Consider the following 12,689-nt stretch of genomic DNA (forward strand, 5'->3'; position numbering starts at 1 on the left):
ACTTCTCCCCTCCCACCCCCACCCAGAGGCGGCGCCGCTATGCCCTCCGTCCCCCGTCGTACCGTCCTCAAGTCCACCACCGCGGCCGGTGCCGCCCTCGGTCTCGGCGCGGTTCCGTTGCTCGGCCGCCCCGCCCGGGCGGCCACCCCGGCGCCCGGCACCACCGGGACGATCGCCGACGTGCGGCACGTGGTGATCCTGATGCAGGAGAACCGCAGCTTCGACCACTACTTCGGCATGCTGAAGGGCGTGCGCGGCTTCGCGGACCGCAGCGCGATCCGGGTCGCCGGCGGGCACAGCGTGTTCAACCAGCCCAACGGCTCGCTGCGGCAGTACCCGTGGGCGCTCAACCCGAGCGGTGCGCAAGGGAGTTCCGAGACCGCGGCGCAGTGCAGCGGCGATCTGTCGCACGCCTGGTCGGACCAGCACGCGGCCTGGAACAACGGCAGGATGGACGGGTGGGTCGCCGCCAAGCGCTCGGTCCGCACGATGGGGTACCTGCAGCGCGCCGACCTCCCCTTCCACTACGCGCTGGCGGACAACTGGACGGTCTGCGACGCGTACCACAGCTCGGTCCTGTCGGCGACCGGCCCGAACCGCACCTACCACTGGAGCGGGACGATCGACCCCGCGGGAACGGCCGGCGGCCCCGCCCACGACGGCGGCGAGGAGTCCGGCCTGCGCTGGCAGACCTACGCGGAGGCACTGGAGGCCGCCGGGGTCAGCTGGAAGGTCTACCAGAACGCGGCCGACAACTTCGGTGACAACGCGCTGGCCTACTTCACCCGGTTCGCCTCCGCCCCGGCCGGCAGCGCGCTGGCGGTCAAGGGCATGGGCTCCGTACCGAGGGCCACCGGCCGCACCCCCGACGACATCGCCGCCGCGATCCGCGCCGACGTGGTGAACGGGACGCTGCCGCAGGTCTCCTGGATCGTGGCCGACGAGCAGTCCTCCGAACACCCCTACGGCACCCCGCAGGACGGCGCCCACTTCGTCCGCCTGGTGATGGACGCGCTCAACGCGGACGCCAACACCTTCGACTCCACCGTCCTGCTGCTCAACTACGACGAGAACGACGGCTTCTTCGACCACGTCCCGCCGCCCGTCGCGCCCCCCGGTACGGCGGGGGAGTCCTACGACTCGACCAGCATCGGCCTGGGCTTCCGGGTCCCGATGATCGCGATCTCCCCCTGGACCCGGGGCGGCTGGGTCAACTCGGAGACCTTCGACCACACCTCGGTGCTGCGGTTCCTGGAGAAGTGGACGGCCGCCCTGGGGCGCCCCGCCGTCTGCCCGAACATCAGCGACTGGCGCCGGCGCGTGTGCGGCGACCTCACCTCGGTCTTCGACTTCGCCCGCCCCGTCCACGGCATGCCCGCGCTCCCCGACACCTCGCGGACCATCGGCATGTCCACCTGCGGCCCGCTGGCCAACCCCTCGCCGACCACCAACGCGCTGCCCGTCCAGGAGCCCGGCACCCGGCCGGCCCGGGCGCTTCCCTACCAGCCGAACGCCAACCTCGACCGCCTGGAGTTCGGCGGCTCGGGGGCGGTCAAGGTGTGGCTGACGATGGACAACACCGCCACCGGCGCGACCAGGGCGGCGCATTTCGCCGTCCACGCCAACGCCTACCGCAGCGGCGGCCCCTGGCCGTACACGGTGGACCCCGCCGGCACCGCCGGCGACTACTTCAACTGCGGAACCGGTTTCGGCGACGGCGCGTACGACCTGGGCGTGACCGGCCCCAACCGCTTCCTGCGCCGCTTCACCGGCGACGCCACCAAGGCGGGCAGGAACCTGGCGGCGACCGCCTCCTACGCCGTCGAGCCCGGCACCGGCAAGCTCGCCGTCTACTTCGAGCTCGCCAACAACGGCACCGACCGGGTCACCTTCACCATCACGTCCACCAACTACCGCGCCGACGGGCCGTGGACCTACCAGGTCGCGGCCGGCAGCAGCCGCAGCGACTTCTTCAACGCCGTCGCCTACGCGGACGGCTGGTACGACTTCACCGTCACCGCCGACAGCGACTCCACCTGGAGCCGGCGCTTCACCGGCCACCTGGAGACCGGCGCCCCCAGCACCAGCGGCTGAGGGCCGGGAGAGCGGTCCGGCGCATCGGCGGCAGTGAGATGGCGCACAGATCTGAGCGCTGCTGATCAAAGATGATTGAATTTGCCATGATGCAATCAACTTTCATCAAGTGATCCTGCCGGGAGTCTCATGACGCACGCAGCGACCGAGACCGCCAGCCAGCCGGACTGCCGGAAGCGCGCGGCGGACCTGGCCGCCGACGCCGCCCACCGGCGCCACCTCCCCCGGGTCCAGGTCGTCCCGGCCTGACCCGCCCCGCCCCGTGAAGGAGCCACCATGCCCCTCAGCACCACAGGCGAACTGGTCGCCGAAGCCGCCGCCCACCGCGGCGCCGTCGCCGCGTTCAACATCATCACGCTGGAGCACGTCGAGGCCGTCATCGCCGCGGCCGAGGCGGTGGGGGAGCCCGTCATCCTCCAACTGAGCGAGAACGCGGTGAAGTTCCGTTCCGGCCACCTCCGTCCGCTCGCCGCCGCGGCGGCGAGCGCGGCACTCGCGAGCACGGTCGGGGTGGCCCTGCACCTCGACCACGTCAAGAGCGAAGCGCTGCTCCACCAGGCCGCGGACTGCGGCTTCAGCTCCGCGATGTTCGACGCCGCGCACCTGCCGTACGCGGAGAACGTCGCCGCGACCCGCCGGGCGGCCGCCTGGGCCCACTCCCAGGGGCTGTGGCTGGAGGCGGAACTCGGCGAGGTCGGCGGCAAGGACGGCAGGGGCCCGCTCGACGCCCACGCCCCCGGCGCGCGCACCGAACCCGGCGAGGCCCGGCGCTTCGTCGAGGACACCCGGGTGGACGCGCTCGCCGTCGCCATCGGCAGCTCGCACGCCATGACCTCGCGCGACGCGCGGCTCGACCACGAACTGCTCGCCGCACTGTCCGACGCCGTCCCCGTACCGCTCGTCCTGCACGGTTCCTCCGGAGTCTCCGACGAGAACCTGCGGCGGGCCGTCCAAGGGGGGATCAGCAAGGTCAACATCGGCACGGCCCTCGGCATCGCGATGACCGGCGCGATCCGCGCGGAGCTGCACGCCGACCCCGCGCGCTTCGACCCGCGCGGCTACCTGGCCGCCGGCCGCGAGGCGGTCGCCGACACGGCGATCCGGTTCCTCACCACCGTTGCCGCCGTGCCGGCCGGGTGACGTCCGGTGACGTCTCCGCCCTTCGGGGCGGGGCGGACGGGACCGCGACGCGCCCGTGCGCTCCGTGCGCTCCGTGCCCACCGGGCACGGAGCGCACGAACGGAGGTGGGGCGGTTACGGAGCGGGCGGGGTGGCGAAGGGGGCGCTCCAGGTCTGGTTGGGCTGGTGGGTGCCGCAGGCGTAGGTCTTGACCGCGGCGGTGGTGTCGGTGAAGTCGGAGCCGGTGATGTCCATGCAGGTGCCGTCGGCCCGGCGGAGCTGCCCCTGCCGGTTGTAGGTCCACTGCTGCTTCGTGTCACCGCTGTTGCAGCCGGCCAGGGTGAGGCCGGTGGAGCTGCCGGAGATGCACAGGGCGGGGTTCTGCAGGGAGGAGATCAGGCCGTTGGCCTGGCGCTGCCACTGCTGGTTGCCGTTGCCCGTGCAGCCGTAGAGGGCGACCTTCGTCCCGGTCGTCGCGCCGCCGTAGGCGTCGAGGCAGAGGGCGGAGGTCTGGAAGCCGGCCTGCGGGGCCTGGATCTGCCCGACGGGGACGGCGGAGCCGCAACTGCCCGGGTCGATGGTGTACATGGCGGTGTCGTGGGCGGCGATCGTCGTCGTGATGGCGGACCGCACCGGCAGGTCGGTGTGCGACCACAGGTCGCGGGCGGTGCGGGTGCAACCGGTGTTGCCGAAGCCGACGTTGGCCAGGTTGATCGTGTAGGTGGTCGCCGTGGCGTTCTTGTTGAGGACGGCCACGGCGCGCCGGCCGCCCGCCAGGGGCTTGACCACGACGTCGATCCCGGCGGTGGCCGAGGCGTGGGTGCGGGAGGCGAGGTAGCCGCCCGCACCCAGGGGGTCCTGGTCGACGGCGATGATGTCGGTGTTCTTGAGGACGGCCAGCTGCGGGGCGTAGGCGGCCGGGTCGGCGGCCATCTTGCGGACGTCGGAGCTGATCATGAGGGGGGAGCCCATCGCGGACCAGAGCGCGAACTGGCTGCGCTGCTCGGCGAGGGTGAGCTGGTTGTTGTCGCCGATCAGGAGCATGTCGGCGTCGTTGTGGTTGCCGGGGCCGTTGTAGCGGGCGAGGGCCACGGTGTCGTTGAGGTTCTGGTAGACGCCGCCCTCGTAGTAGTCGCCGCCGTGCGGCCAGTCCCAGGCGGAGCCGGTGACGGTGTGCCAGACCGCGATGTCGGGGCTCACCCGCCACATCTGTCCGAGGCCGCGCACCCAGTCCATCGAGTTGTACTTCTCGGCGCTGGTCGGGTACTGGCCGGCGGGCGCGGACTCGTTGAAGAGGATCTTGCGGCTCTTGTCCGCGGTGGCGGTCCGGAGGGCGTTCGCCATGGCGGTGAACTCCGCCTGGCGGTTGGCGGTGGTGGTGCCGCAGTTGTCGAGCTTGAGGGAGTCGATGCCCCAGTAGGCCAGCGAGTCGGCGTCGGCCTGCTCGTGCCCCTGGACGCCGCCCGGCACGCCCTGACAGGTGTTGACGCCGGAGGTGCTGTAGAGGCCCGCCTCCATGCCGAGGCCGTGGAGGTAGTCGGCGTATCCGGTCAGCTCCCAGTCGAAGCCCGGCTGGGAGCTGCCGCTCCAGGTGGCGGCTCCGTGCAGGTAGCCGGCGCCGGTGCGCTGCATCCAGCAGTCGTCGACGGTCAGGTTGGTGTAGCCGGCCGCGACCAGGCCGGTGTCCTTCATGGCCTTGGCCTGGTCCTGCATGAACTGCTGGAAGGAGTAGCCGGTCCTCGTGCCGTCCAGCCGGGCCTGGGCCGCGCAGGTGAAGCGCGCCCAGTTGTTGAACCCCATCATCGGCTTCTCGCCGATCGGGGTGCTGGTGTTCGCGGCCACGACGTCGGCAGTCGCCGCGGGCGGGGCGGCCACGGTGAGGGCGGTGGCCGCCAGGGCGGCGGAGGCGAGCCCGGCCAGCCGTCGATCAAGTCTCATGGGAGCTCCGGAACGGGGGAGGGTGAGTGTTCAAAAATGCTTGATAGGTGGGGTATCAAAGCATCTTTGCGCAAACCGTGGCAGGTTGTCCGGGGCGGGTCAAGGGGGTGAACCCGGCGGATTCGAGGAGGGGGAGGGCGCCTGCGGAGGGGGGAGGTGCGCCCGGGCCGTTCTCGCCCCTTGCCGCACCGGATCGGTGCGACAGTAGAGGGCGCTCCGCAGCCTCGCGTCGGTCACGGTTCGGCAAGGGGGTGGACGCGGGCTGCCGATGCGCAGAGACTGGATCGAGTTGTCGGAAAGTGATTGAAAAATGCTAGCTCCACTCACATTCGCTCACCTCTGTCGAGCGGACGTTGGCTGCTCAGGTCGCGTCGACCCTCCTCCCGCAGCCCGGACGTGAAGCCCGGGGCCCCTGCTCCGGAGCGGCCGGGCCGGACGAGTGCCACAAGCTGTTCGCCGCGTCCGCCCTCGGCCACGTCCCGACCGTCACCGCGATCCGGACCGTCGTGGTCGTCGGCGCCACGATGACCGCCTCACCGGCACCGGTCCAGCTGTTCGACCAGCAGTTCCCCGGCCGCCGCCCCGCCCGCCGGGCCCCGATCGCGCGGCCTGCAGCGGGCGCGTGACGGGCCTGGCCCTGTCCACCGTCCCCGTCCGGCCGGACGCTCGCCGTCGGCGTCGACGGTTCGTCGGCGACTGCACCGTCCGGCGGAACCGCCTGTTCGCCGGACCGGCCGTGGCCGTCGTTCCGGCCGCCGTGTTCTTCGCCCTCATCGAGCGCCGGGCCGCCTCCGGCCTCACGGCCGGATCCGTCAGCGGCCCGGCGCCCCGACCCGCCGAGCCCATGCCTCCGAAGGAGCACCGAATGCCCGATGCGACGCACTACCCCCGTCGGCGGACGACCGGCGGCCGGCCGGCACCCGCGAGCACTCCCGCGGCCGCGCCCCGGGGCCCGGGCGGCCGAGGCCGCCGCACCGACGCTCCCCTCTCCCCGCGCGGCACGGCCTGCGTGATCGCCCTGGACGTCGGCGGCACCGGGATGAAAGGCGCCCTCCTGGACCGCGAGCTGCGGACCGTGGTGGCCGAACGCCGTCCGACGCCCCGGGCGGACGGTCCGGACGCGGTCGTGGACGCCGTCGTCCGCGCGCTGCGGTCACTGGAGAGGGAGGCCGCAGATCGCGACCGCGCCGTCCACGGGGCCGGCGTGGTGGTGCCCGGCATCGTGGACACCGACCACGCGCGCGCCACCTACTCGGCCAACATCGGCTGGCGGGACCTGCCCCTGGCCGCGGTCCTCGAACAGCGCACCGGACTTCCGGTCGCGCTCGGCCACGACGTGCGGGCCGGCGGCTTGGCGGAAGCCCGCCTCGGTGCCGCCCGCGGGGCCAGGGACGCCCTGTTCGTCGCCATCGGCACCGGGATCTCCGCCGCGATCATCGCGGACGGCCGCCTCCTGTCGGCCTCGGGCTACGCGGGCGAGATCGGACACCTCGTCGTCGACCCGCGCGGCGAGCCCTGCGCGTGCGGAGCGACCGGCTGCCTGGAGGCGGTCGCCTCCGCCGCGGCGATAGCGGCCGCGTACACCGCGCGCTCCGGAACGCCCGTGTCGGGAGCCGCGGAAGTCGCCGCCCTGCTCACCGCCGGGGACCGGATCGCGGGAGCCGTCTGGCAGCGGGCGGTCGACGGCCTCGCCACCGCGCTGGCCGCCGTCGTCACCACGCTCGCCCCCGAGGTCGTGGTGCTCGGCGGGGGCCTCGCCGAATCGGACGGCCTGCTCCTGGCTCCCCTGAAGCGCGGCCTGGAGCGGCGCCTCTCCTTCCACCGGACCCCCCGCCTCGTCACCGCCGAACTGGGCGACGAAGCGGGCAGCCTCGGTGCGGGGCTGCACGCGTGGGAGGCGGTGCACGCCCGGGAGGCGGCGCGCGCCTGAATCCGCCCCGACCACCGGCCCTCCTCCCTCCGCCCGCCCCCGTCGCCTTCCCCGGGGCGGCCGGGACGGTCGGCGGGGCCGCGCGGCGCCGGGTGCGCCCGGGTCGGGCGGGGTGAGCAGGGCGGACGCCGTCCGGCGGGCGCGCCCCCGGCCAAGGTCTCGATTGTGTGACGTGCCCAAGGCGATCTTGACAGCCCCTTGATTAATTTACACACTGACTCAATTAATGGGCCCCGCGGTATTCGGCGGGCCCCCGCCGCGCCCGGTCAGAGCCGCGCGGCCAGCAGGAGAGAGGACCTCCCCCATGAAGTCACGCGCCTTCAGAGCCGCCACCCTCGTCATGACCCTCACCTCGCTCGCGTGGGTCACCGCCTGCGGGTCGGACGGGTCCTCGACCGGCACCGCCTCCGGGCCCGTCAAGATCGAGTTCTGGGGCTGGGCCCCCGGCTACGAGAAGTCCGTCGAGCTCTTCAACTCCACCCACCCCGACATCCAGGTCGCCTACAGCAAGATCTCGCCCGGTGCCAAGGGCGGCTACACCAAGCTGCTCAGCGCCGTGAAGGCCGGCAACGCCCCCTGCGTCGGGTCGGTCGGCTTCGAGACCCTCCCCACCTTCGCCGCCGCCGGGGCCCTCCAGGACGCCACCGACGCCGCCGCTCCCCACGCCAAGGAGTACACCCCCGCGGCCTTCGCCCAGTCCGGGGTGGCCGGCCATGTCTACGGCCTGCCCGTCGACATCGCCCCCATGGGCCTGATCTACCGCAAGGACCTCTTCGCCAAGTACGGGATCACCGAGGCGCCGAAGACCTGGGACGAGTACGCGAAGGACGCGGAGACCATCCACGCGGCCGACCCGAACGCCTACATCGGCTACTTCGGCAACGACGCCTACAACTTCGCCGGCCTCGCCGCCCAGGCCGGAGCCAAGTGGTTCGGCACCTCGGGCGACAAGTGGACGGTCGCCGTCGACGACCCGGCCACCAAGAAGGTCGCCGCCTTCTGGCAGGACCTGATCGACCGGAAGCTGGTCAAGGTCGTCCCCAGCTTCGACACCGCGCTCTACAAGGGCATGGGCGACGGCACGATCCTCTCCGACGTCAACGCGGCCTGGGACACCCCGATCCTGGCCGACAACGTCAAGGAGACCGCGGGCAAGTGGGCGGTCGCCCCGATGCCGGTCTGGGACGCGGCCAAGCCCGCCTCCGGCAACGCCGGCGGCACCCCCAACGCGGTGCTCAAGGGCTGCAAGCACACCAAGGAAGCCGTCGAGTTCGCCCACTGGTTCGGCACCGACCCGGCCAGCGTCACCAACCTGATCAAGGCCACCGGCATCTACCCCGCGGCCCTGTCCGGTCTCGACAACCCGGCGCTCGCCGAGCCCGACGCCTTCTACGGCGGCCAGAAGATCTTCGACGTCTTCAGGACGAGCGCCGCCCAGGTCGACCCGAACTTCCAGTGGGGCCCGGTCATGACCAAGACCTCCGGCGCCCTCGCCGACGGCCTCGGCAAGGCGGGCGCCGGCACCACCACCCTCGGGTCGGCCCTGGCCGACACCCAGGCCCAGACCGTCGCGGAGATGAAGACCCAGGGCATGGGGATCGGCTGACCATGCCCCGATCAGTGAACTCCTCCGCCGCGCGCTCTTCCGGGCGCGCGGCACGCGCCCCCCGACTCCCGGGCGCGGGGCGCCGTTTCGAGGGGCGCCGATGGACGCCCCTCGGGTTCCTGCTGCCCTTCGGCCTGCTGTTCGCGGTCACCTACCTGGCCCCGATCTGCTACGCCGTCTACGAGAGCCTGTTCAAGCTGCAGCGTTCCGGGCTCGGCCTCGCCCCGCCGACGGAGACGTTCACCGGGCTCTCCAACTACACGGCGGCGCTCGCCGACCACGCCTTCACCTCGTCGATCGTGCGGGTGGTCCTGATCGGCGTCGTCCAGGTGCCGATCATGCTCGGCCTCGCCCTGGTGCTGGCCCTGCTGCTGGACGCCCGCCGGACCCCCGCCAAGCGCCTCTTCCGGCTCGGCTTCTTCCTGCCGTACGCCATCCCGGGCGTGATCGGCGGCCTGATGTGGTCCTTCCTCTACGAGCCGAGCATCAGCCCCCTCACCCAGGCGCTCGCCCACGTGGGCCTGCACGTCGACTTCACCTCGGACGGCATGCTCCCCTGGTCGGTCGGCAACATGCTGACCTGGGGCTGGACCGGCTACAACATGATCGTCATCCACTCGGCGCTCAAGGCCGTCCCCGGCGAGTTCGCCGAGGCGGCCGAGCTCGACGGCTGCACCGGCTGGCGGCTCGCCTGGCACATCAAGATCCCGATGGTGCGCCCCGCCCTGGTGATGACCACGGTGTTCTCCATCATCGGCATGGCCCAGCTCTACAACGAGCCCGTCCTGATGCGCGCCGTCGCGCCCAACCTGAGCAGCGACTGGACCCCGATCATGGCGGCCCAGAACGAGGTGGCGGCGAACAACTACCACGCGGCGGCCACGCGTTCGGTGCTGCTCGCGCTGGTCATCTTCATCCTCTCGTTCGGATTCATGCGGTTCGTCAACAAGCGCGGAGCGGCACAATGAGTACCTCCCGTCCCGCCGGCCGCACCGGGGTGCTCGCCGTCCTGGTGCTGGCCGCGGTCTACTCCCTGCTCCCGGTGTGGTGGCTGGTCGTCTCCGCGACCAAGGACAGCAGCGACCTCGTCTCCAGCAGCGGCTTCTGGTTCTCCGGCCACTTCCAGCTGATCGAGAACATCTCCGACCTGCTCGGGTTCCAGGACGGCATCTTCGGGCGCTGGCTGCTCAACAGCCTCTTCTACGCCGTCGGCGGAGCCGTCGTGGCGACGCTGCTGTCCGCGATGGCCGGCTACGTGCTGGCGAAGTACCGCTTCCGGGGACGCGAAGCGGTGTTCAGCACCGTGCTGGGGGCGATCCTGCTCCCCGCCCCGCTGTTCGCCCTGCCGCTGTACCTGATGTTCTCGGCCACCCACCTCGTCAACACCTTCTGGGCGGTGTTCATCCCGAGCGTCGTCAGCCCGTTCGGCGTCTACCTCTCCAGGATCTACGCCGAAGCGGCGGTGCCCGACGAGCTGCTCGAAGCCGGCCGGATCGACGGCGCCGGCGAGTTCAGGATCTTCCGGTCGATCGCGCTCAGGGTGCTGCAACCCTCGCTGGTGACGATCTTCCTGTTCCAGTTCGTGACGATCTGGACCAACTACCTGCTGCCGTCGCTGATGCTCGCCAACGACCGCCTGCAGCCCGTCACGGTCGGCCTGGTCGCCTGGAAGGAGCAGCGCGGCCAGACCGTCCCCTACAACCTGATCATCACCGGCGCGCTGCTGTCCGTGATCCCGATCGTCGTGATGTTCCTCCTGCTACAGCGCTACTGGAAGGCCGGACTCGCCTCCGGCAGCGTCAAGTAGCCCCCCGCACGGACCCCGAGAGGCAAGACCACCAGATGAGTGAGCTGCGGCTGACCACCCTGACGCTGCCGACCGCACCGGTCGGCCCCGTCAACCCCCTGCCCCCGCTGTTCGCCGGCGCCGACCTGCACGAGGTCGCGGACGCGACCGAGGCCGACGAGGAGATGCGCCGGAACATCGGCTACGGCCGGGTTCCCTCCGTGATGCCCTACCTCGTGCAGGACGGTTACGCCCGCGACCTGACTCCCGCCGAACACCCCGTCGCGGTGCTGGAGAACGACACCCTGCGGGCCACCTTCCTGCTCGGGTCGGGCGGCCGGCTCTGGTCGCTGGTCCACAAGCCGACGGGGCGTGAACTGCTGTTCCGCAACCCGGTGTTCCAGCCCGCCAACCTCGCCCTGCGCAACGCCTGGCTGGCCGGCGGCGTCGAGTGGAACATCGGCACCATCGGCCACGCGCCCACCACCTGCGAGCCGCTGCACGCGGCACGCGCGGTACGCCCGGACGGCACGCCGGTGCTGCGGATGTGGGAGTACGAGCGGATCCGCGGCGTGATCTTCCAGATCGACGCCTACCTGCCCGACGACTCCCCGGTCCTGCTGGTCCACGTGCGGATCACCAACCCGCGCGACACCACCGTGCCGATGTACTGGTGGTCGAACATCGCCGTCCCGGAGGCGCCGGACGTCCGCGTCCTGGCACCCGCCGACGCCGCCTGGCAGTTCTCCTACGACCGGCGCGTGCGCCGCGTCGGCCTGCCCGCGCCCGACGGCACCGACCTCACTCGCACCACCCTCTCCCCGGACGCCGCCGACTACTTCTTCGACGTCCCGGACGGCGACCGGCACTGGGTGACCGCCCTCGACGGGACCGGCCGGGGCCTGGTCCAGGCGTCCACCGAGCGGCTCCGCGGCCGCAAGCTCTTCCTGTGGGGGCGGGGCGCGGGCGGCCGGCACTGGCAGCAGTGGCTCTCGGGGCCCGGCCGGGCGTACCTGGAGATCCAGGCGGGCCTGGCCCGCACCCAGTTGGAGCACCTGCCGATGCCGGCCGGGGCCCGCTGGTCCTGGGTCGAGGCGTACGGACTGCTGGAGGCGGAGCCCGGAGCCGTGCACGGCGACGACTGGGCCGCGGCCAGGGGAGCGGCCCTGGCCGGGCTCTACGACCTGGTGCCGCAGAGCGTCCTGGACCGCGAACTCGCCGACGCCGAAGCCTGGTTGGACACGGAACCGATCGAAACGCTGAGCCGGGGATCAGGCTGGGGCGCCCTGGAGCAGCACCGCCGCGCGGTGAGCGGCGAACCGCCCCTCCCGGCGGCCGGCACGCCGTTCCCCGACACCACGACGGGAGCCGAGCAGGCGCCCTGGTTCGAGCTGCTGGACCACGGCCGCATCACCTCGGCGGACGGCACCCCCGCACCGCCCTCCTACCAGACCGACCCCGTCTGGGAACCCCTGCTGCAGGCCGCCGACGGCTGGCTCGCCGCGCTCCACCTGGGCACGCTGCGCGCCCACACCGGCGACCACGAAGGAGCGGCGCGGGCCTGGCGGCGCTCCGTCGCGCTGCACCCCACGGCGTGGGCGTGGCGCAGCCTCGGCGCCCTCGCGCGCAGGACCGGCCGGCCGCAGGAAGCCGTCCGGGCCTACCGGGAAGCCCTCCGGCTGGCGCCCGCGCTGCTGCCGCTGGTCCTGGAGGGCGCCGACGTCCTGCTCGCCGCCGGTGTTCCGAAGGAGGCCCTGGCGCACCTCGAAGCCCTGCCCGCGGCCCAGCGCGCACTGGGCCGGGTCCGCCTGGCCGAGGCCCGTGCCGCCCTGGACGCCGGCGACGCGGAGCGCTGCGGCCGGTTGCTGGACGAAGGCATCGAGGTCGCCGACATCCGCGAGGGCGAAGGGAGCCTCCACGAACTGTGGTTCGCCCACCGGCGCGCCCTCGGGAACCACAGCCCGGACGCCGAGCTGCCCGGCGCCTACGACTTCCGGATGCTCTCCGCCGGCGCAGCCGGCTGACGCCCGCTGCCCGCTGCCCGCCGCCCGTCCGACCGCCGACCGCGACCGCCGACCGCCCCGCACCCGGGCGGGCCCGCCCCGAAGGAGCACAGGTGACGAGAGGACAGAGCCGCCGGGTTCCCGCGGGTTCCGGCGCGGGGTCCGCCACCGCGTTGACGGCGGTCCGCCCCGCTGTCCGGCCCGCCGCGGACT

The 12,689-nt window shown here is 72.5% G+C and carries 9 protein-coding genes; 8 read left to right on the forward strand and 1 reads right to left on the reverse strand.

What is annotated here, in order from left to right:
* Positions 1 to 39: 39 nt before the first annotated feature.
* Both OO48_RS14850 and OO48_RS14855 read left to right on the forward strand, forming a co-directional pair.
* Positions 40 to 2,094: a phosphocholine-specific phospholipase C gene (locus OO48_RS14850; RefSeq protein WP_033216182.1), complete on the forward strand. Its 2,055-nt coding sequence runs from the start codon at positions 40 to 42 to the stop codon at positions 2,092 to 2,094.
* A gap of 276 nt (positions 2,095 to 2,370) precedes the next feature.
* Complete coding sequence (locus OO48_RS14855) at positions 2,371 to 3,234, forward strand: class II fructose-bisphosphate aldolase (protein WP_033216184.1); 864 nt, start codon at positions 2,371 to 2,373, stop codon at positions 3,232 to 3,234.
* A gap of 114 nt (positions 3,235 to 3,348) precedes the next feature.
* Here OO48_RS14855 and OO48_RS14860 read toward each other — a convergent pair whose 3' ends face one another.
* Positions 3,349 to 5,151, reverse strand: a complete 1,803-nt coding sequence (locus OO48_RS14860; RefSeq protein WP_033216186.1) for a ricin-type beta-trefoil lectin domain protein — start codon at positions 5,149 to 5,151, stop codon at positions 3,349 to 3,351.
* Positions 5,152 to 5,504: 353 nt separating this feature from the next.
* Here OO48_RS14860 and OO48_RS14865 point away from each other — a divergent pair, with 353 nt between their 5' ends.
* The 6 genes from OO48_RS14865 (at position 5,505) to OO48_RS14890 (ending at position 12,497) form a co-directional block, all read left to right on the forward strand.
* On the forward strand, positions 5,505 to 5,777 hold the full coding sequence (locus OO48_RS14865; RefSeq protein ID WP_033216188.1) for a hypothetical protein: 273 nt from the start codon (positions 5,505 to 5,507) through the stop codon (positions 5,775 to 5,777).
* Positions 5,778 to 6,016: 239 nt separating this feature from the next.
* On the forward strand, positions 6,017 to 7,081 hold the full coding sequence (locus OO48_RS14870; RefSeq protein ID WP_081952137.1) for an ROK family protein: 1,065 nt from the start codon (positions 6,017 to 6,019) through the stop codon (positions 7,079 to 7,081).
* Positions 7,082 to 7,385: 304 nt separating this feature from the next.
* Positions 7,386 to 8,687 (forward strand): ABC transporter substrate-binding protein, encoded by a 1,302-nt coding sequence (locus OO48_RS14875; protein ID WP_033216189.1) that lies wholly within the window; start codon positions 7,386 to 7,388, stop codon positions 8,685 to 8,687.
* Between the two features lie 2 nt (positions 8,688 to 8,689).
* Positions 8,690 to 9,655, forward strand: coding sequence for a carbohydrate ABC transporter permease (locus OO48_RS14880; protein ID WP_033216190.1), 966 nt, complete (start codon positions 8,690 to 8,692; stop codon positions 9,653 to 9,655).
* Positions 9,652 to 10,494, forward strand: coding sequence for a carbohydrate ABC transporter permease (locus tag OO48_RS14885; protein WP_051732144.1), 843 nt, complete (start codon positions 9,652 to 9,654; stop codon positions 10,492 to 10,494). Before OO48_RS14880 ends, OO48_RS14885 begins: the two co-directional genes overlap by 4 nt.
* Before the next feature lie 35 nt (positions 10,495 to 10,529).
* Complete coding sequence (locus OO48_RS14890; protein WP_033216191.1) at positions 10,530 to 12,497, forward strand: DUF5107 domain-containing protein; 1,968 nt, start codon at positions 10,530 to 10,532, stop codon at positions 12,495 to 12,497.
* The last annotated feature ends 192 nt before the right edge of the window (positions 12,498 to 12,689 follow it).

The organism is Kitasatospora phosalacinea, from assembly GCF_000716545.1.
GTDB lineage: Bacteria > Actinomycetota > Actinomycetes > Streptomycetales > Streptomycetaceae > Kitasatospora > Kitasatospora phosalacinea.